This window comes from Listeria sp. MAN/IMW/UF464, from assembly GCF_058683955.1.
In genome coordinates, this window is record NZ_JBZWZP010000001.1 from 1,200,777 (window position 1) to 1,221,659 (window position 20,883).

Genomic DNA, 20,883 nt, shown 5'->3' on the forward strand with positions numbered 1-20,883 from the left:
TTATTAACAGAAAGATTAATAAATCAGGCATATTTAAGTTCTCCTTAGACTTTAATATAAAAAAAATGAACTTATAATAACTATTACAAACATACTTATACAAATAGTTTGAAGATAACCTTGAATTTTTTTATTTTTATTCATTTTTTCAATTAAATCAAATAACATATATATATTTGCAAGCAGAATGAAACCTACACTAACCTCGATGATAGATTGAGCCCCTGGTAACTCCCATAAATAATACACAATTACCGTTACTACTAGCAAAAAGCATAAACTTAACTTAAAATATTTCCAAGATTTATTTTTTTTATTCACCTTATCTCCCTCCTACTTGTAATTCCTGCTATCACATACGATCTGCTCCAGTAATGCCAGAGTCTTCTTGATAGGAGAATAAATATTCGTCTTTTGGGATGCATGATTGGTTCTCGTCTAACATTATTTTTTCCTTATAAAGGATTATTTATTTTTAATGCTATTTCTTTCCGATAGACTTTCTTCAAAGTTTAGAAAGCTGGACAATGTTGAATTCATTTTCACTTTCTAAAACCACTTCACTATATCCGGTGCTTAGTGAGGATGCCTCATCATATACTTTTTTATCTATAATGATTTCTTTCATAATTTCCATACTTTCATCTACTTTATAAATATGATTCTGGTATCTAGCGTAAAAGTTATCTCCCATGCTCAACAACCCGTCCACAGTATAATTTATTACGACTTTATTCTGAATTTTTTTCGAGGTTAAATCATAGTCTAAAGTGAAGTCATCATCATTTTCTTCATAACACAGTATCCGTATAATTTTATTATTACAGCTCATTGTATGTACATCAATGAGTGTTTCTAAAATGCTGTCATCTAAGAGCCCTGTAATTTCTCCTGTAAATATATCTATTTTAATAAGCCCTAATTGTGCTATGGGTAAATTCTCCTCACTCCCAAACTTACCTTCTTCTGAGTAAATAACATAAGCTACATCATTTAAGATGAGAAAATCCGCCACACCTTCTCCCAATGGATATTTAAAATGCTTCCCTATACATGAGATTAATAAATAATCGTAAACACCATCATGACAAAAAATACAAACTTTCTCATCAGATAATTTAACTTTTTTAATTTTGAAATACCGTTTGGAAATTATTTCATCGTTTATTTTACATAAAACTTCTTCCCCAGAAAAAAGTTTCAAACAGTCTTTTTATATTTGGAAATTAAGTACTTCTCCCCCAGTTTCTTTAAAAGCGTATATAGATTGCGCTTGTTTTTTTATTTTTAGCATAGTGTCTACCTCCTTCGTAAATGGGACTTGATTTACAACTTGGATGGGTCCCTCTTGGATTACTGGCTTTATTCATGCCTTTCTTTCTTTTTCAGTTTTGAAAATAGCTTTTCTAAAATGCCTTTCTTTCGCATTTTTTCACCAAAATCCATTGTAACCATTTCCTTAAAATAATCTGAGAAAAGGGAATCATAATTAAAGTTTGCTTGCAAGTAATTTGTCAGTTGTTCTCTGTTTTCACTTTCCCATTTCACAAGTTCTTTTCCGTTCTTTCCTCCAGAAGCATAATAAAAATCTTTTAAAAATACATCTTCTGGATTAGCTAATGAAACTTCGTGGAGATACTTCTCTCCTTTTAACTGGACATCATCGTAACCCTCTTCTCCCATAAAACACTCTGGATTAAGTGAAAGGCAATAGCCCATAATCCATTTTACTTCTGGAATATCAAGTAGTTCCTGCTCCCCATAACTATACATATATCTTAATTTTTCATCTTGTTCTTCATAACTCTCAATATCAAAGTTATCAATTTGTAAGTACCATTTCAGGAAAAATGCTCTTACAAAGAAGCGAATATTCTTCGGATCTGAAATCCAAGCATCATAGCTGAGTTTCAAAATTTGTTCAAGCTTTTCATCTACTTCTAACCGATCTAATTCTTCCCACTCTAAATTTATCATGACTCTCACTCCCGTTAAATACACATTCCTCTTCTCATTAAAACTATCTCCATTTTGGCGAATTTTATATATTAGAGTCCTAATATAATTACAATAACGTCTAACTCAATCGCTTTTACTAGCCAAGCCTCTAACCTCTGAATCAAGCTGATTAATGAATTTATTATTTGTATTTTTTTAATGTATTTATCTTCTTTAAAACTATTTTTTGTAATCTTATCTGCAATTCCTTCAAGGTCTATATTTTTTAGACTATTTATTAAATTATCTACTTCCACAAAACTAAAATAATTCTCCCCAAACATACTGAAATCCGCTTTACTCTTTTCAAAAACACCAAGTAAATATTCAAAAATATCGCTATCAATATAATACGAATCTTCATTCCAAAATTCTTTTTCGGCGGAACTGTATTTAAATTCTACATACATCGTTCCTTCTAATTGATTTTTTCTTAAAAACAAGTCATTATCTATGTTTTTCATAATTAAATTCCCGCCTTTAGGATCATTTTATCATTTGAAAACACTTTCCTCATCCCATTAAAATCTGGTCTATTCAATAGCATTACTCCTTTTAGCATATAAAATCTCTCAACTAAAATACGCTTTCAAGTTATCTTCTAAGTCCGTTTTAAAACCATTTTCAATCTTTTCTTTCAACTTTTCTTGAAATGCCATGAATATTAAAGAACGGTTCCCTTCATTCAACACGGCTATCAAATTATTCATAGCTCTATAACTAGCCGTCACATTGCTAGAATATAGGAGTTCAACAAGTTGATTCAAAGCGGAAATTTCATCAGATTCATTAGATAACATATAAATTCCGTATCTCTTCCCTACTTTTGCTAAATCATCTACTTCTACTTTGTTAACTTGAACAATATCCATTAATTGTTTCTTACAATTCATATCTCCCAAAGCTTCTGCTGCTGTACAGCGAACTCCAGCATCTATGTGTCGAAGCAAATTCTTGATATAAGGAACAGCTTCCAAATACTCATACTCCGCTAGTAATTCTATGCAACTCATCACAACAATGTCTTCATCATTTAAATGTTCTATCGCTTTTTGAGCTATTTCTGTATCTTTAATTTCACACTTTGCTAAACCTTCAAAAGCAATACAACGAATCAGTGGGCTTTCATCATTCATATACGATTTAAATAATTTTTCTAGTTGACCATTTGTTGGATATTCTTTCAATTCTTCTAAAATATTGCTCAATTCATCAACATCAGAAACACTATGAACTTTTCCAATCAAGTGGTGATAATTCATATCATTATGAACCATTTTATCCTCCTACGATATTCATTCATCTAAATTAAAGACCACATCGTTTAATTTAATTTTTTTACATTCTATAACATAGCTTATTTCATCTAACTCAAGAATTAGATTTCCTTCAGCAATAAAATCCGCTCGATCCTCTCCTATTTTAAAAGGAGGCTTCACTACTTCAAGCGTCTCTAGCAGTAATAACGAACTTTCATCAGTGTCTAAATCAAATCTACTTTCTCCATAATTATGTTGAAAATAATAAGCCGTTACCCCTTCTATTTTTAATACTAGCGGGTGAATATCTTCATCATTTTCAGCAAATATAAATTCCAAACTTGCCTCACGTAAATTCACATGCGTTTCATGAAGCCTTTTTTCAGGGTATTTATACAACTCAGTTATTATCGCTTGATTTAAAATATTCATTTTCTTTTTCAATGACGTGTTTATCTCCTTAATAATTTTTCTTTTTTATTAATTTTTTCTATCTTTGGAAAATAATTTTCAATAAATAAAACTTGCTATAACATAATAAATATATATTCCTAAAGCGACTATAGCTAATGTTGCTGATAGGATAGATAAAATTGTAGACTTTCCTTTACGTTTACTCCATAACACTAATATAAGCTCGATGCACAAAATAATTATTTGCACTACCAAAATCACATAAATATATGATTTCAGGGTTTCACTACTGCTTATGAAAATACCTGTTCCAACTATCATAATCCCCGCAAAAAGTATGCTTGCACCTACGATTTCCAAGATACCTTTAGTTTTTTCTGAGAGAAGCAGCGGAATGAAACAAATTGCAAATGTAATAAAATTTATTGATACATCGATAATAAATTCAATCATAATCGTTTCCTAATTCCCTCCTTTTATAGCGACAGTTTTTCAGTAAAAAACAAAAGTCAAAACCACATAAGTTATATAAGTAAATAAATTAAATATCGTTAGAATTAATACACATACACCTATAAAAACTTCCGATTTTCCGAATTTACTTAAATAATTCATGAATACATTTGCGAAAAGTATCACTATTTCAATTACTAATATAATGTACATATATGTGTGCAGTTCCTCTACACCAGAAAGAATTAACCCCGTTCCGACTATCGCCAATCCAGCTATTGATAAACTGCCAATCACTTTTCCCATTAATTGCTCCTCTTTTTTAATTGCATTTCCACCAACTAAGAAGCATACAAAAGCTATAATATTAATTAAAATATTTAAAATAAAATCCATTTTTCATTCAACTTTCTATATTGTTATCGCGATTCTTTATTAACTTTTTAGTCTTAAATGCTCACTGAATAGTAGTTTTTTAAATATGCTTCTTTAAAATCTGCTGCTTCTGATTCATCTGCTGCATCTTTTTTAATAAAATAATCTACCACTTCATCTTTAGAAAGCCGAATCTCACTATTCATTTGCTCTATTTTTTTAGAAAATCCAATGATGACTAAATGAGAACTACGATCAAATTTTATTAATATACTCCCATCTAGCAGGAATATAGTAGGGCTAATATCAACTAAATTAATGGGATTTCTTGATCCTTTTGTGAGGATGTTCTCGCTGAATACCCCATCCCATTCATTTATACTTTTTATTTTTAGTTTTCCAAGTAATAGCCAACTTGTTAAAAACATTCCAAAAACATCTGAGTGAAAATATATATCTTTTTCTTTATCTAACAAAAGTACGGATAAAATTCGATTGCCTTCTTCCGTATTTTCAAAAGCATCTAATGGAAAATATAAATAGTTATATTCTTTGTCAGGTACACAATACGGGAAGTCTAGCTCTGGAAATGTTAGATTTCTATAGGCTTTATGTATCTTATTTCGAAATTTAGCAATCCCTTTAACTTCAAAGTAATCAATAAATTGTTTTTGATTTCCCACTTTATCCCTCCTGAATCTATATCAGCTCTAAATTCGATTTTTCCATTGAATACGCCATTAACTCACTTGAATCTGATAAAACGACTAATAATGGGAAAACGGATAACAATTTGGCTCGTATATTTTCTATCCTTGGTATTTCGCTAAGCTCTAATTTATCTATCTGCTCAGAGATGTCGCAATCTTTTTCTACTAAAAAATACTGGTCATAGCTAGATCCCTCTTTAAATCGTTCTTCATCCTCTTTATAAAAATGAATATATGTCTTTTTAAATCTAGTTTGTTTCACAAGGACTGATTTATCAGCAGCTGCCTCAAAATTACTGGAAATATGAAATTGATATATATCAAATTGAAGAATTAGCCGCTTCATTATTTTTTCAATATCTTCATGAATTTCTTCTAAATATTTACCTTGATTATCATAAGCACCAGCAGTAGTTATACCTTTTAAATGAATCATTTATCTCTGTTTCTCCAATTCTTTTTTTAGTTTGTTCGATGGGATGGTGTATTCTTAATAACATAATGCTTTTTCTTCCTCTCACTTATACCGTCAATTTCCCAAGTATTTAGATACACATGAAAGTCATCATTCTTTGGGAGAATTAATGTTGCATACGGGCTTTCAAGAGGTTCTATATTCCTAGGATTATGGAACATATCCACTTCTGCTTCTGTGTCAATAAAACTAAAATAATAAGGATAATATGAATAAATAGTTATTAAAATATTGATTAATTTATTTTCCAAACTTTTTGGTGAAAACATCTCGGGCAAATAATCATAAGATAGATCAAATAAAACTCCTTGATAGTTATGTTCCTCATAGAAACGTACAACAAATTCCCAATCATCTCTTATCTGCTTGCAATTAATATGAGTCACTTTTGAAAAACTATTATCTTTTTTCACTTCTTCCAAATTTTTAGTGCTAGATAAGTCACTTTCCGGACTGTAACAAACTACATTTTCAATTTCCACATTTGCTGTACTACTTATCAAATCAATATAATTTTTGACTAGGTTTTTATATAAACTTTGTTTATATACACATCCTGAAGATATGAAACTAGACATTCACACACCTCCTAAAAATTTTTTTCTCCTTCATTCTGAATTTCACAGCTCTGACACACTTGCTAGGATAAGCCCCAGTAGGTCTTCTAACTCTGAAATTTTATATATAAATGACTTTGACTTATATTAACTTGGCAATTATTTACCTCACATCGTCTACTGCTATAAAGCTAATTCATCAACTAAAAATTTCAAATCTTTTGCATAGAAATTAATTACTTCGCCTTCTAGAATCTGGTAAGTCATGATTGTATTTTGCACTAAAAAATATTCAATGTTTTCGCGTCTATTAAGGTCTGATATTCCGCTAAGTAATGCCTTTATATCTACTCCTTTAGTTACAATTATAAATTTGTTATATACCATCACTTCAGGGTTCTCTCTCATCGGCTCTGTCTTAAAAATGTTTAGAAAACGCTTAGGCTTTAATGGAAATGTTAGATCACTTCGCTTCTTTCTATCTACTGTATATTCATATATGTCATATTTATCAAATAGCGTATTTACCACCGTTCTTATTTCGGGCATGATACTAAAATACTCTTGTTCTTTTTCATCATACGACTCCATGGTAGTCATACCTATACTGTATATCATGTTGTCACTCCTCACGTTTTTTCAGTGCATTTTGCAATAGTCTTTCTAAAATTTTTTATTCCTTGCATGGGTTAGAAAAGAATATAGAACCTATAAACAAACAATATTACATATGTAAGAAAACAGACAAACACCGTTACCAATGTTATAACAAACTGTACTTTAAAAGCTTTTTCTTTAAGTTTAAAGCTAAGTATAAAAATAATTTGTTCTTAACTTCTATAGCGACTTTCATTCCTTAAATGCCCAACCGAGGGACTAGCATTATACAATAAACTATAAGGGCTAGCAGGAAAATAATGATAGCTATATTGCTAAGGACGGTTTTATTGTTTTTCTTACGTCTCGTTTCATAGCCAATAATTAATATAAGTAGAAAAACAAAATATATTATTATCACAAGTAGCATATTATCCCCTAACCTTCTTAAAAGTAGATAGTTATTCCCGTAACCACAAATAAAGTTAACAATATTAATACTTGCATACACCTAGAAAAGAAGTTGTCTTTCTTAAAATCTATAATAACTATACACATTATAATTATGCTGATGAATTCCAAATCCATTATTAATTTCAAAACTGAATCCATTTCAATCTCCTAATTTGGTTATTTTCTTCTTTTTATTTTTGATGAATACCCATTTAAAATTAGTATAGATTTCTTTTCGAATTCTTAATCATACTTCACCTGACTCAAGCCCTCTTCCACTATTTCAATAAGTTTCTTTCCTGTAAACGTCTCCACCATATACCACTCAATTCCATGTTGACCAATTGTTCCATATGGATTATTAATGTTTACGGCTTCTTTGTAATCAATTCGCATATAATTTCCATTGTTTGGATGCCCTACACTTTTAAAATAGTGCCGTTCATTAGGGCGTAAGATTCCTCCGTTATCTACTTTAAGATATTCTAATTTAGCGAAATCCACTTGCCAATCAAAGGTTAAATTGGTTACTTTCTTCCACTCTTTGCGAATAATCCCTGAGTAACCTGAATCGGCAAACATAAAGATATTTTCTCTAGTTAATTTAGCTATTATTTTTTCAAGCTTCTCCGGTAATTTACTGAAATAATTAAAGAGCCCAAATACGGAGAAATCATCTTCCTCTTTATCATCTTCCAATTTTAGTATAGCTACATAGCCATATACGTTTACTTCTTCTAAATAAATTTCGTACACATCTCCCACCTGCATTTTCGGTCGGGTTGCTTTTTTTGTGCGAATGGAAACATTGGAAAGCATTTTCTCATCCCATCTGCGTTTATCTAGATTTAAGGCTTGTGTAATTCGCTCTTGAATGATGGAGATTTTTTCAGCATCATCTAAATTGGAAATATCCTTTAGTAGTATCTCATGCAGTTTGATAAGTTCTTTATTCATCATGATTTAACCTCCACAGTGGTTCTCTTACTTTTAGAATAAGCCCTCCCTGTATAAATGGAGGGCTTATTCTTAGTTTATTTTTTTAGTTTGTTCATCAAATCTTGTTCTACACTGCCGCCGAAACGCAGGGCTAGAATATCTTCTTTTTTTATCCAACAAGTTCCATCTAATCGACCTTCGTCATCCACTAAAGTAATTTCTAATCCTTCATATTCGTTTTCAGTGATCATTCCAATTGCTGGCGTCTCGTCGCCTATGATGTCAATAAAGATTATCTCTTTACTTTGGTATACATAATCAGCGGCAATTTCGAAAAGAGAATGCTTTTTGTTTGGTGCTTTCTCAAATAATCCTGAGCTGATTGGTTGATTAAGATGTTTTGCGAGTAGTTCAGCTGTTTTTAAATGTGCTGTGTCAATTTCTATTCGGTACACTAATTCTAACGGAAGAACAACATGTCCCTCTTCGTAACCGTCCGAACGTCGCGAGCGAAACATAACATCACTCGCTGTAACTGCTTCAATGTAGCCCGCCTCGAAATATTCGTCTTCGCGTGATGCGTAGATGGCTACTAGTTTATTTGCTTCTTGGCATTTTAGTAATCTTTCGTACATGAATTTTGTGGACATTTTTGGTTCCTCCTGAGCTAATTTGTTTTTTACTTTTAATGAACACTCATTTAAAACTAGTATTTATTCCTTTACGAGCTCTTAATCATACTTCACCTAACTCAAGCCCTCTTCCTCCATCTCCATAAGTTTCTTCCCTCTAAACGCACCTACCAAATATCCCTCAATCCAATGTTGACCAAATATTCCATATGGATTATTTATATTTACGGCTTCTTTGTAATCAATTCGCATATAATTTCCATTATTTGGATGCCCTACACTTTTAAAATAGTGCCGTTCATTAGGGCGTAAGATTCCTCCGTTTTCTACTTTAAGATATTCTAATTTAGCAAAATCCACTTGCCAATCAAAGGTTAAATTGGTTACTTTCTTCCACTCTTTGCGAATAATCCCTGAGTAACCTGAATCGGCAAACATAAAAATATTTTCTCTAGTTAGTTTAGCCATTAGTTTTTCAAGCTTCTCCGGTAACTTACTGAAATAATTAAAGAGCCCAAATACGGAGAAATCATCTTCCAATTTTAGTATAGCTACATAGCCATATACGTTTACTTCTTCTAAATAAATTTCGTACACATCTCCCTCTTGCATTTTTGGGCGGGTTGCTTTTTTTGTTCGAATAGAAACATTAGAAAGCATTTTTTCATTCCATCTACGTTTATCTAGATTTAAAGCTTGTGTAATTCGTTCTTGAATGATGGAGATTTTTTCAGCATCATCTAAATTGGAAATATCCTTCAGTAGGATCTCATGTAGTTTGATAAGTTCTTGATTCATCATGATTTAACCTCCGCAGTGGCTATTTTGCTTCTTGGCATTTTAGTGATCTTTTATGCATTATTTTTGTGAACATTTTCTGTAACACACCAACTTATGTTTAGTAGAATGATTCTAAAAAAGCTATTGCTTCACTCCCCTTGCCAAATAATGCTACTGCTGTCACATCGAAAACGGGTACGATGATAATTTGGTTATATTTCATTTGGATTTTTTTAGATATGTTCTGGTTTTCTTCACTAGGTTTTAAAAGAAATAAACGGTTTAGCTGTGTTGAACTTGAACTATATAAAAACAGCTGAATCAACCATTTCTTCATATTGAAACTAGTATTTTTTAAATCCAAACGAAAAAATCCATCTTCTAAATTTTCTAAATCTGGTCTATCATCTACTTCAAAATCATCAAGCAAATAAATTGTACGCATTTGATTTCCGAATTCTTTACAAATACTATCTATTTCGTTTTCTTCATCAAACTCATAAATATATATTGCATCACAACCTACAATTCCTATCTCAGTTGAAAACTCTTTTATATAATCTTCATCCATTTTTTTGAGCTTCATCGTCCCTATCACTTCCTTTTTTCCATATTTACAAGCATACTCATTCATCGCTTGGGTCTGAATCGTATGCTGTAAATACGCCTTTCTCTAGTCCATATACGCGCCATCAAGTAATATTGTTCGATTTCCTTGTCATACGTGTATCCCGCGTGAACATTTTTGGTTCTTCCTTAGGGTTGTTTCATAATCACTTAATTTTTAGCAAAAAACACTTTATTAAATTCTTTTAAAAAATTCAAATTATCTTTTTCAAGCCAAACGGACCATTCTTGAAAATGTTTGGTAAATTCCTCTTTAGTCATACTTTCTAAATGGGAAAATGTATTTTGTTCTGGAAAATCTTCCTCCAGAGCTAAAATAACGAAATTAAATTCATTAACAAAATATAGTCCCCAATTACTTGCATTAGAAAACAAACAAGCTTCATTGAAGGTTAAATAGAAGGTGTTCTTTTTATCCTCAGATTCGTTTTCTAAAATATCCATTTGCTCTATAATCTGTTTAGGATTAAGCGAAGTAGGAATCTCGGCTATAGTATAGTTTGAATTTTTTTCAGTTGCGCTGGTAAATAACAAGTTTTTCACTTTGTTATTAGATGAAATTTGTAAAATCCATTCCCAACCTGTTTCTTCGTAAAAATAATCCATATCATAAACGAAAAAATTATGGAACTTAGTATTAAAAATATTTTCAGGTAGGGAATTATCTGAATTAAATACCTTAGCAAATTCTTTATTAAAGTTAGCATAGGTCTTCTTTTTCAGTGTCATTTTTTCCAATTAATTATCCCCTTTTCTTGAGTCAGGATTTTCCGAAAATTATCTAGTTGTTTTTCATTTAGTACTTTTCCATCTTTAAAGCCAAGAACTTCATCCTATTTCGTGTTATCAAATTAATTCTCACCAATATTTCAATGACCGAATTGCGTTTTTTAGTGTAGTTATATTTTCTTCATCTGATTCAATTTGCAGGCGAGCATAAAAAGCATTAATTATTTGCTCTCTTTTGAGATGGTTTTTTAGATCTGCTAAATTATTAATCGTTACATATCGTGCTACTTCATCGGATGAATTTAGTAATTGGATTAGTTTTTGTTCATAACAATCCTTTTCAGCTTCCGTCTCACTTAATAAAACCAAGGTGGAGTAACATCCAGATTTCACCACGTCACTGGTTTCATTTTCTAAATGTTTTTCTACATCCTCTATTACGTCATAAGCCCCCAAATCACCAAGATTTAAAATTGCAAAATACCGAACCCAACGATCAGCGTCATTTAAATGTGCTAAAAGAATAAGCTCTGCTTGCTTCATCCTGTGATAACCCATATACTCGAAACACTTTGTTTTAACCTCATTTGTATCAGTCATATGAGCCATTACTAATTTCTTGATGCGATTATGAGAGTTAGTTAGTAAAGCGTCTATCGCAGCAGCTCGAATTTTCTCAGAACTTGATTCTGATAGACTGACTAGCGCATTTTCGACTGTTTTTCCTTTTGCGTATTTGCCTAGTTTTGGTATAATTTTTAGCATTTGAGTTTCATTTGGAGTATTTTTTAATGTTTGGAGTAATTGTTTCGCATCCAATGGGTTTCTCCTTCGTTATGTTTTAGTAGTTCATTTGAAATTATTTCTATTGCTGTGGTGTCTAAAACTGGTGGAATCACTATCATTTCAGCCTCTATTTCTATATGTTTTCTAGGCTTTAATTCCTTTTTTCTTTATATAAAAATAGTTTACTTTCATCTGAGGTAGTGTCTCCTTCTAAAAATAAATAGAAATTATATACTCACAAAAAATAACACATATATCTTGTAGTTCTTGCTCTGAAATATGTTCTGGACTTTTGAAAAAATAAATATAATTTTGTTCTGCTTCAGTTATGCTAGAGTCATCTTAATAGGAGGGTAAATATTCGTCTCATGTAATGCATGAGTGATTTTTGTCTAACATTATTTTCTTCATACCTATAAATCAATAATCCTGATTAGCTTTTTAAAGAATAAGCCCTCCCTGTATAAGTGAAAGGCTTATTCTCAATTTTTTAGTTTGTTCATCAAATCTTGTTCTATGCTAGCACCGAAACCAATAGAGAAGATATTTGTTTTTTTATCCAGCGTTTTCCGTCTAATTGACCTTCATATTCGTTTGGCAATGAGCCTAACCACTTGTAGTATTTCGTTTCAAATGATGTCCATACCGACCAGCTCTTCATTTTTGAATACACAATCTGATACGATTTCGAATAGAAATTTTTGCTTGGTTGAGATGTTTAACGAGCAGTTCTGCGATGTTCAAATAGGTTGTATCAATTTCTATTCGATACACTGTTCCTAATGAAAAAAACATCCCCTCCCTCTTAACCATCAGAACGCCTTACGCTAAACATGATGTCGTTCGTGGTAATAGCTTCAATGTAACCAGCAAAAAAATCGTCTTTGCGTGATGAACAAGTGGCTACTTATTTAGTTGCTTCTTGACATTTTGAAGCAGTATTTCACAAAAACATTTTGCATCCAAGTTTATTTTTCATTAACCGCTATGACATAATAATTACTTGATTTTAGAATTCCACCTATAAGCCCTTATTCAATAAATAAAGCTCGCTACGACGTAATAAATATATACCCCCAACGCACCTATAGCTAATGTTGCTGATAGGATAGATAAAATTGTAGACTTTCCTTTACTTTTACTCCATAACACAAATATAAGGTCGATGCACAAAATAATTATTTGCACTACCAAAATCACATAAATATATGATTTCAGGGTATAACTATTGCTTATATAAATACCCGTTCCAACTATTATAAGCCCCGCAAAAAATATGCTTCCACCTATTTTTTCCAAGATACCTTTAGTTTTTTCTGAAAGATAAAAAGGTATGACACAAATTGCAAATGTAATAAAATTTATTAATATATGGATAATAAACTCAACCATGATTGTCTCCTATACTATAATATTCATAATGATTATCTCTCTCCTATACATAGTCCATCAAGATTAATTTTAGATTCGATAAACTAAAACCATTAACATTAGACTTCAAGCGCTAATTCTTCAATTAAAAATTTCAAATCTTTTGCATAGAAATTGATTACTTCGCCTTCTAGAATCTGGTAAGTCATAATTGTATTTTGCACTAAAAAATATTCAATGTTTTCACGTCTATTAAGGTCTGACACTCCGCTGAGTAATGTCTTTATATCTACTCCTTTAGTTACAATTATAAATTTGTTATATTCCATTATTCCAGGGTTTTCCCTCAGCGGCTCTGCCTTAAAAATATTTAGAAAACGCTTTGGCTTTAATGGGAATGCTAGATCACTTCGCTTCTTTCTATCTACTGTATATTCATATATATCATATTTATCAAATAGTGGATTTACCACCGTTCTTATTTCAGACATAATACTAAAATACTCTTGTTCTTTTTCATCATATGAATCCATGGTAGTCATACCTATACTGTATATCATTGTATCACTCCTAAACGATTATTTTTTTACGGTTTTTCGTTTGGCAACTCCTCCACGTTGCCATTTTCCATTGTACCTGGAATACTTGTTCCTTTGAATGTGCCAGCCATGTTCATTATGAGGTGTATGGAGTTCCACACTCCTATAAATTCTTCTACCAGTTTTTCTTTTCTTAGAATAAATTATTCCCCAGTATCCCTTATCGGTAGTACCTTCCCCTTTTATTTTTCCAACTTTATGAATTTTATATGGAACTTTTCCCCAAGCTTTTTTAGCAGTCTTACCTACCCATTTAGCACCTTTTTTAGCAGTTTTCCCTACCCATTTGGCGCCCTTTTTAGCAGTTTTCCCTACCCATTTAGCACCTTTTTTACCATATTTTGCAATAGGCTTTCTAAACTTATAAATAAACTTACCGGCAGTCATAGCAGCTGGAATGAGCCATGCCCAATTCCCATCCGGGTCAACCATCATCACTGGATTATTATTCGCATAATTATACCCATTCATCGTCTGCGGGTCGTCTTCATCGCCTGGGTCTGGATCGTAAGCGGTAAACACACCTTGCTCTGGTTCGTAGTAACGCGCCATCAAGTAATATTGTTCGATTTCCTTGTCATACGTATATCCCGCATATGCATAAGGATTGGCTTTGGCTTCTTTTGTAGAGGCAGTGTTTTTCAGCACATTTCCCCAAGCATCATACGCATATTCTGCGACAATTTTACCTGCTTCATCTGTGAGCGCAATTACGTCGCCATGCGCATTATAGTGATAATAGAGGGTTTTGCCATTCATCTTCATCGCTAAACGAACATTATCATCCGAATAAACATACTGACGAACTACTTTTCCATCACCATCAGTCTCATACAGAACATCAATACTGTCGCCATCATAATGATAATTCGTCGTCACTCCATCGACCGTTTTCGACAAGCGGCGGTTATCATCATCGTACGTATAACTCGTAAACGGCTCGCTCTCACCTTTTTTCGTGATGCTGCTTAAACGGTCCCCGGTATCCCATGTATACGTGTACTTGCCATCGCTTGTACGGTTACCATTGGCGTCATACGTCAGCGCTTCTCCGTTCCACGAAACCAGTTGATTACCATCATTATAACTTGCGGCAATTGTTTTTGTCTCGCTTCCGCTGATTGCTACTTGTGTGCGGTTTCCGAAGCCATCGTATGTGTATGCTTTTACGGTGCCGTCTGGTAGTGTTTCTTTGGTTAGTTGGTTGACTGCATCGTATTCGTAGGTTGTTTTTCCGTCTTGTTTGTTGTCGATGCTTGTGCGATTGCTTGCTGCGTCATAGGTGTAGTTTTCGTCTAAAATTTGGGTGCCGCTTGCACTACTAATAGCTGCGTTGGTGACTTTTTGGGTGCTATCGTAGGTGTAGTTGGCTGCGGTGCCGTTTCCTGCTGTGTAGACGTTGATGTTTCCAAATTCGTCAAACTCGAAATAGGCGTTTTTGCTTCCATCGTTTACGCGGGTATTTCGGTCTAAGTCGTTGTATGTGTAGCTTGTTTTTGCTGTGTAGTCGCCGTGGTTAATGGCTACTTCGCCGACTTTGTCTGTTTTTCCTTTGTTGTCTTTTGTTGGTTTGTCTTTGTAAGTGTAGCTTACGTCGCCACCTCGTTCGGCTACTTTGGTGATTCGGTTGGCATCGTCGTAGGTTTTGTCGGTTACGATGCTGTTAATTTCGTCGGTTACTTTTGTTTGGTTGCCGTTTGGATCGTATTGGAATTTAAATGCTAGTTTATCATTCCATTTGATCCCGTCCATACGGTCAGCGGAATCGTATGTGCTTTCGGTTACGCGACCATTTGGCATGATTGCTTTTGTTTCATTACCTGCTGCATCGTATTCGTACTTGATTGTGCGATTAAGTGCGTCGGTAAATGCGGTGATTTTGTTATCTACGTCATATTCATAGATATTTTTTTGCGTTTTGCCAGATGCAGTGACATTTTTTTCGGTGGTGTTGCCATTGTCGTCGTACTTATAGGATACGGATGTGCCGTTCGCTAGTTTGGTGTCTATAAGTGCGTTGTCTGCATCATAAGTTAAAGTTTTTTTGTTGCCTTTTTCGTCTGTTTCGGATGTTTTATTGCCGTAAATATCGTAAGTGAAGCTGATTTTGCGGCCTTCTTCGTCATAGCTGGCTGTTACATAGTTGCCGGAAGCGTCATATTCATTTTTTGTTAATACTTCGCCTTCTATGACACGTACATCGTCAAACCAAGCTTTTCCAGTTAAACCATTGCGGAATATGGTGTAAACTTTAATCATTTTGACTGGTTTGGTCGGTTTAACAACTACAGCACTTCGGTTCCAGTCGTTCGTTCCGAGTGGGAATTGACCTTGTACAGAAGAAGTTGTGCCATCTTGATAATATATTGTTCCCCATATCGAATAATCGTTCGACATCGTTGCAACAGAACCGTTTGCTTTAGCGTCTTCTGATTTGGATAGTGCGGAAATGGTTAATGCTTTGGCTTCTTTTTGATTTACCTGTACATCTTGAACAATATGCGTGTGGGCTTCACTTGTCGCTTTTCGCTCGAAGTAAACGGCGCTATCACCGCTGTGGCTTTCATTATCGACTACTTTTGCTTGCGTCAGCGCGGTATTACCTGTACGCATCCATCCAGTCGGAAGTGTTCCATTATGATTCTCAAAGCTGTTATTGACTACCGGGTTGTAACTGGAAGCAACACTGCCTTTTTCAAATTGAACATTGTCGTACCAAATCGTTCCTTTTCCTTTATGTGGAGCTGGTTGTTCGTTGTCCAAATAAAGCAAGACTTGGCGTGTGTTTTTAGATGTTTTAAAGGTTAGTTGGCGTTTTACCCAGTCGCCGTTCTTTTTGATCGATGTGGCGCGGTTGGATTGCCATACGCCGGCATCGGTAACGTCTTTTGCATTCGCATCTTGTAAACGGCCAATGAGAAGTGCGTCGGCGTTTGTCATTCCGGATGTTTTAATCCAGGCGCTAAATGTATACGTGGTTTCTGGTTCTACATCGACGCGTTGGGTAACGGATGAATAGCCTTTTACGGTAGAATTTGCTTCACTCGTTAGTTTAACGGAACCACTACCGCCAAGTGCTCCTGGCGCTGACTGTGTGTTATCGAATGTCATGCTTCCTTTTGCATCAGATTGAATCAGTGTCCAGTTGGAAACTCCTGCTCCTTTTTCAAAGCCGCTGTTTTGAAGTAAGTTACCGCCGGAAGAAAGTTCGCCACTACCGCGAATTGGGTTTCCATAGGCATCATACTGTGTTACAGAGGATACTTGGGATTCTGTCGCAAGTGTTTCTGATACCGCATCTGCTCCGTCATAGGTAACGGTTGTTTTGCGTCCCTCTGTATCGGTTGAGCTCGTTACATCGTTATTATCATTGTAAGTATATGATTCTGTTCCGTAAGCATCTGTCGCTTTCGTAATATTACCATCTGCATCGTAAGCGTACGTTTCTTCTTGCCCCTTAGGATTCACTTCTTTTACTAGGTTATTTGATTCATACGTGTAGGTCGTTGTGAGTTTGAGACCATCTGCATCTACAATTTCTTTCTTTGGATTTCCAGCATCATTGTAGGAATAAATGGTTTTCTTCTTTTTCTCGTTTGTTAAAGTTGTTTGTTGTTCTGCTTTGTCATAAGAAAGTGTTGTTTTTTTGCCGACTGGATCGGTTATTTCTGTTAATTTTTCTTCTTCATAGGCAAAAGTTGTTTCGTATGGTTTTTCTTCTGTATGTTTTGGATCGTAAATTGAGGTTAATAAGCCGTCTGTGTAGCCGTAACGATATATTTTCCCGCGGGCAGTGGATGAACTGATTAGCTCTTGTTTGTCATTATATGTGTAGCTGATTTTACGGTCTTCTGGTCCGACAAGTTCTTTTACTAGCTCGCCTTCATACGTGAGAGTAACGGTACGTCCGGAAGCGTCGCGCAAGCTTGTGAGTTTGCCGTCAGTATATTCGTATGTTAATTCGTTACCTTTTGTGTCTTTTTCGGATTTTAATCGTCCATCAACTAAAAAGCGTGTTTCTGACTTATCTTCTTCTATTTTCAAATAGCCATCTGCATTTTTAGTAATCTCGGAGTAAATGCCTGGTGGTGCCTCGTATTTATCGCCTTTTTTAGTGAAACGATGGATTTTCTTGTCCGATTCCACCCAAACGATATTACCGTTTTCTTCTTCTACGAGTTTTTCTTCGAGCGTACTTGTCCAGCCTTTACCGAAAATGCCAGTTGCATCATCTTGACTATTAAATGTACGGTCGACATTAATGCTTGGACCGCGCCCTTCTAAGTTGAAATCTGTTTCATGGAATAAAAAGTTTCCGTTTGTAGCGTTCACTTCGCCGCCACGAACTGGCACACTTGTCCAGTAATCAACCATTCCTAGTTGTTTATTGAGTGCCTCTGGAATAGATGGTGTGGCTGGTTCTGATTGCACGCTTGTTGTGTTATTTCCTGCTTTTTGATAAGCGATAACGCGGAACCAGTAGTTTGTGCGCTCTTTATAATTTCCGCCAGAATTGGTATACACTGGGGAAGGGTCTTTTGCGAGTTCTGCGCCTTTTCCGTCATGGTGTAGAGCGTATTTCCCTTCAGCAATTTCTTCTTTGGTTGGCCAAATACCTTTGTTTTGTGTCGTCCACTTTGTTTCTGCGCCGACATCGTATTCTTCGTAGGCTTTCCCATTGAAGACGAGTACTTTGTAGCCATCCGCCATTGGGCTCTTTTCCCAGTTAAGTTCCACGTATCCTGTTTCTTTATGCGCTAAGTTTGAATATGCTTTCGCAGCAGGAGGTTGTGGTTTTTCGATTGGCATATAGGCGAAAACGAGATCAGATGTAGGGCTTTCTCCGCCTGGATAAACTGCTTGAACCCTAACTAGATAACGCGTTAAATTACGCAGGCCAAAAGTACTTCCGGCTTGAAAGGCATTTTCATATTGTGCCCGTGGATCAAGAGCGAACTCAGCGCCTTTGCCATCATGGTGGAATTCAAAATCACCATTAGCAATTTCAGCCGCTGTTGGGAAGATTTTCTTGCCTTTCGTACTCCATGTAGTAGCTGAACTTCCTGTATTAAAGTATTCATAGTTATATCCATTAGAAATAACAATATTATAACTAGTCGCACCGGGAACCGCTTTCCACGATAAATCCATGTATCCTGTTCCAGTTCCAACACCGTCTGAGGCCGTTTTTACAGTGGGTTTTTCTGGTTGTGCGTACGTATAATTTACTTCCAAATAAGGATAATTTTTATTATTTTCACTTGCTACTAATTTTTTCCAATAGTTTTGTTCGCTATTAGTTGCTAAGCGGAAACCGTTGTTCACTCGAGCACCAGTTGCCCACGCTTGAACCGTTTTAGTAACGTCTAAATTCGCCCACTCACCTCGACCAACATTGACACTGCCAATCCGTGTCGATGCAGGAGCTGTATTCCAAGTCACTTGCCACGGAGACCATTTTGCATTTGCCTCGTAATACCAAAGATCATTTTTAACCGTTGGGGACATATGCCAAATGTTATAGACTTTCAATGTTGCTTTAGAAATAGTCGCTTTGTTTAAAGTAGATGTGTCCATTTTTAAAAAAGCGGCATTATTTCCTGTTGAATTGTCCCATTTACCGAGTTTTAAAGTATAAGCATTTTGACCAGAATCCCATAGTTTACTTCCGATGTTTGTTTCGGATGGTTTAGCCGAATTAATATTGGCATTATAAACTTCATCTAACCGAACGGATGGATCAATATAGACAGGGTACTCGCGAGCGGCATCATTTAGCCATTCTGTATCTACTTTTAATTGTAGTTCATACACTGTTTTGGTCAGTTGTTTCACTTCAAAAGAAACATTCTCGGATAATGCTGCTTCCCCGGTTTCAGCGCCGACATTGGAATCTGTCATAACTGGTTTCGGAAGCGTATACATTGTTTCGCCAGATTTATTTTTGAATAGCACATCGCCATTCTCTGCTAGTTCTAAGTCTAGTTTTGTTTCAATTTGATAAACATACGTATCTACTTGATTTGGTTCATGTAGTACTAAGTCTTCTTTAACTGATTGTGGAAAAGTTAAATGACGTAGATCTGTTTTAGGAAATACGTTTTCATAAGTAACTTCATTTTCTTTGTAGGTCGCTGGTTGGTCTGTTGCAGCTTCTTCATCCTCGCCTGTACGTGCTCCTTTTAGGCGAAAAGTAACTTCTGCGCCAGCTTTTGTTAGTTTCTGATATGCCCCGTCTTCCATTTTTTCTAAGAAGCCTAATTCTAATGGGGTTTGTTTTGGAACAATCATGTCAGAATCTGCTTCTTTCTCCACATTCGCATCAATGCGCTTCATATCCCCGTCAACTTCCATATTGATAGGATCCGCAAAGATTTGTTTTGTAAAGCTCCCGTCGTGGTTATCAAAAACCACTTCATTTTCTGTTCGTTCTTCTTTAACTTCTGTTGGTGCTTGTTCTCCCGCTTTCTTTTCTGGTACTTCTACCCCAGTTGACGTCTCCTCCGCCATTGGTGCATAACCAGGTATTAGTGAAAGGAATAGCATAATAGCTATCAGACTCACTAAGATTTTTTTTGCTTTTGCATGGATTTTCATGTATCAAGCTCTCCCTTTTTTAATGTAATTCATTCGATGTATTACCCTTTATTTCTTTTTCTTTCTTTTTCTCCCCGCTAACAACCTCACTGCCCTCTCTTTCTAAAAAAGGACCAGTTTTAATTGAGATAAAACTGGTCCTTTTCCTAATATTACAAAATTATTATAGCATGGATTTTTTGCTTTTGGTAAATAAAATTGTAATTTTTTTACTTTTTATTTGAATTATTAATTTTATTAATTATAATTAGCGTTTAATAGTAAAGAAGTAATAAATTTCAGTCGCGCTGTATCAATACAAATATCAATAATATGGTTGCATTCTATAAAGCATTTCCCGTCAGATTGAAATTCTTCTGGTGCAACGGTATTAATCATTACTAAATTCGCTTCAATCGTTTCTATTGCCCCGAAAGGCACTTTTGGTTTAGTTGTTCTAATTGTTTACGGTTCATTGGTGCGTCTCCTTTTTAAGCGCTTTCAATTTAAGATACCATGTTTAATCCTCTCCTGCAATACCAAAAAAGCCTTG

The 20,883-nt window shown here is 34.5% G+C and carries 23 protein-coding genes and 1 pseudogene; all 24 read right to left on the reverse strand.

All coding sequences use genetic code 11. From position 1 onward, the window contains the following. Positions 1-51 precede the first annotated feature (51 nt). The 24 genes and pseudogenes from AC4PG0_RS06085 to AC4PG0_RS06200 all read right to left on the reverse strand — a co-directional run bounded on the left by AC4PG0_RS06085 (position 52) and on the right by AC4PG0_RS06200 (position 20,729). Positions 52-321: a hypothetical protein gene (locus AC4PG0_RS06085; protein WP_045553162.1), complete on the reverse strand. Its 270-nt coding sequence runs from the start codon at positions 319-321 to the stop codon at positions 52-54. Between the two features lie 184 nt (positions 322-505). Further along, a complete protein-coding gene (locus AC4PG0_RS06090) occupies positions 506-1,204 on the reverse strand; it encodes a hypothetical protein (protein WP_492167331.1) in 699 nt (232 codons plus the stop codon). A 158-nt stretch (positions 1,205-1,362) separates the two neighbouring features. Further along, the gene (locus tag AC4PG0_RS06095; RefSeq protein ID WP_492167330.1) at positions 1,363-1,977 is read right to left on the reverse strand and encodes a hypothetical protein; all 615 of its coding nucleotides are present in this window, start codon (positions 1,975-1,977) and stop codon (positions 1,363-1,365) included. Between the two features lie 71 nt (positions 1,978-2,048). Further along, the gene (locus AC4PG0_RS06100) at positions 2,049-2,462 is read right to left on the reverse strand and encodes a hypothetical protein (RefSeq protein ID WP_492167329.1); all 414 of its coding nucleotides are present in this window, start codon (positions 2,460-2,462) and stop codon (positions 2,049-2,051) included. Positions 2,463-2,570: 108 nt separating this feature from the next. After that, positions 2,571-3,275: a HEAT repeat domain-containing protein gene (locus AC4PG0_RS06105; protein WP_492167328.1), complete on the reverse strand. Its 705-nt coding sequence runs from the start codon at positions 3,273-3,275 to the stop codon at positions 2,571-2,573. An 18-nt stretch (positions 3,276-3,293) separates the two neighbouring features. Next, complete coding sequence (locus tag AC4PG0_RS06110; protein ID WP_235022186.1) at positions 3,294-3,701, reverse strand: YxiG family protein; 408 nt, start codon at positions 3,699-3,701, stop codon at positions 3,294-3,296. Positions 3,702-3,767: 66 nt separating this feature from the next. Next, positions 3,768-4,124 carry a hypothetical protein gene (locus AC4PG0_RS06115; protein WP_492167327.1) on the reverse strand — a complete coding sequence of 119 codons (357 nt, stop codon included), beginning with the start codon at positions 4,122-4,124 and terminating at the stop codon, positions 3,768-3,770. 39 nt (positions 4,125-4,163) lie between these two features. Then, the gene (locus AC4PG0_RS06120) at positions 4,164-4,520 is read right to left on the reverse strand and encodes a hypothetical protein (protein WP_203574323.1); all 357 of its coding nucleotides are present in this window, start codon (positions 4,518-4,520) and stop codon (positions 4,164-4,166) included. Positions 4,521-4,573: 53 nt separating this feature from the next. Then, positions 4,574-5,182, reverse strand: coding sequence for a hypothetical protein (locus tag AC4PG0_RS06125; RefSeq protein ID WP_203574322.1), 609 nt, complete (start codon positions 5,180-5,182; stop codon positions 4,574-4,576). Between the two features lie 16 nt (positions 5,183-5,198). Next, the gene (locus AC4PG0_RS06130; protein WP_492167980.1) at positions 5,199-5,645 is read right to left on the reverse strand and encodes a hypothetical protein; all 447 of its coding nucleotides are present in this window, start codon (positions 5,643-5,645) and stop codon (positions 5,199-5,201) included. Between the two features lie 26 nt (positions 5,646-5,671). Beyond that, positions 5,672-6,262, reverse strand: coding sequence for an Imm64 family immunity protein (locus tag AC4PG0_RS06135; RefSeq protein WP_492167840.1), 591 nt, complete (start codon positions 6,260-6,262; stop codon positions 5,672-5,674). A 162-nt stretch (positions 6,263-6,424) separates the two neighbouring features. Further along, positions 6,425-6,859: a hypothetical protein gene (locus AC4PG0_RS06140; RefSeq protein WP_492167839.1), complete on the reverse strand. Its 435-nt coding sequence runs from the start codon at positions 6,857-6,859 to the stop codon at positions 6,425-6,427. Positions 6,860-7,534: 675 nt separating this feature from the next. Continuing rightward, positions 7,535-8,251: a hypothetical protein gene (locus AC4PG0_RS06145; protein WP_492167838.1), complete on the reverse strand. Its 717-nt coding sequence runs from the start codon at positions 8,249-8,251 to the stop codon at positions 7,535-7,537. 74 nt (positions 8,252-8,325) lie between these two features. Next, positions 8,326-8,880, reverse strand: coding sequence for a hypothetical protein (locus tag AC4PG0_RS06150; RefSeq protein WP_492167837.1), 555 nt, complete (start codon positions 8,878-8,880; stop codon positions 8,326-8,328). Positions 8,881-8,976: 96 nt separating this feature from the next. Further along, positions 8,977-9,663 (reverse strand): hypothetical protein, encoded by a 687-nt coding sequence (locus tag AC4PG0_RS06155; protein ID WP_492167836.1) that lies wholly within the window; start codon positions 9,661-9,663, stop codon positions 8,977-8,979. A gap of 97 nt (positions 9,664-9,760) precedes the next feature. Next, a complete protein-coding gene (locus AC4PG0_RS06160) occupies positions 9,761-10,213 on the reverse strand; it encodes a hypothetical protein (protein WP_233465120.1) in 453 nt (150 codons plus the stop codon). Positions 10,214-10,271: 58 nt separating this feature from the next. Continuing rightward, positions 10,272-10,380 (reverse strand): annotated as a pseudogene (locus AC4PG0_RS06165) (RHS repeat domain-containing protein); the annotation flags it as partial. 39 nt (positions 10,381-10,419) lie between these two features. Then, positions 10,420-10,998 carry a hypothetical protein gene (locus AC4PG0_RS06170; protein WP_233422184.1) on the reverse strand — a complete coding sequence of 193 codons (579 nt, stop codon included), beginning with the start codon at positions 10,996-10,998 and terminating at the stop codon, positions 10,420-10,422. A 129-nt stretch (positions 10,999-11,127) separates the two neighbouring features. Beyond that, the gene (locus AC4PG0_RS06175) at positions 11,128-11,817 is read right to left on the reverse strand and encodes a HEAT repeat domain-containing protein (RefSeq protein ID WP_003770435.1); all 690 of its coding nucleotides are present in this window, start codon (positions 11,815-11,817) and stop codon (positions 11,128-11,130) included. 624 nt (positions 11,818-12,441) lie between these two features. After that, the gene (locus AC4PG0_RS06180) at positions 12,442-12,579 is read right to left on the reverse strand and encodes a hypothetical protein (protein ID WP_159105969.1); all 138 of its coding nucleotides are present in this window, start codon (positions 12,577-12,579) and stop codon (positions 12,442-12,444) included. Between the two features lie 240 nt (positions 12,580-12,819). Then, a complete protein-coding gene (locus tag AC4PG0_RS06185) occupies positions 12,820-13,176 on the reverse strand; it encodes a hypothetical protein (RefSeq protein WP_033533423.1) in 357 nt (118 codons plus the stop codon). Positions 13,177-13,274: 98 nt separating this feature from the next. After that, entirely contained in the window at positions 13,275-13,715 is a 441-nt protein-coding gene (locus AC4PG0_RS06190; protein WP_033533424.1) for a hypothetical protein, read from the reverse strand. Between the two features lie 18 nt (positions 13,716-13,733). After that, positions 13,734-20,351 carry a DNRLRE domain-containing protein gene (locus tag AC4PG0_RS06195; RefSeq protein WP_492167835.1) on the reverse strand — a complete coding sequence of 2,206 codons (6,618 nt, stop codon included), beginning with the start codon at positions 20,349-20,351 and terminating at the stop codon, positions 13,734-13,736. A 237-nt stretch (positions 20,352-20,588) separates the two neighbouring features. Beyond that, positions 20,589-20,729 (reverse strand): hypothetical protein, encoded by a 141-nt coding sequence (locus AC4PG0_RS06200; RefSeq protein WP_492167834.1) that lies wholly within the window; start codon positions 20,727-20,729, stop codon positions 20,589-20,591. Between the last annotated feature and the right edge of the window lie 154 nt (positions 20,730-20,883).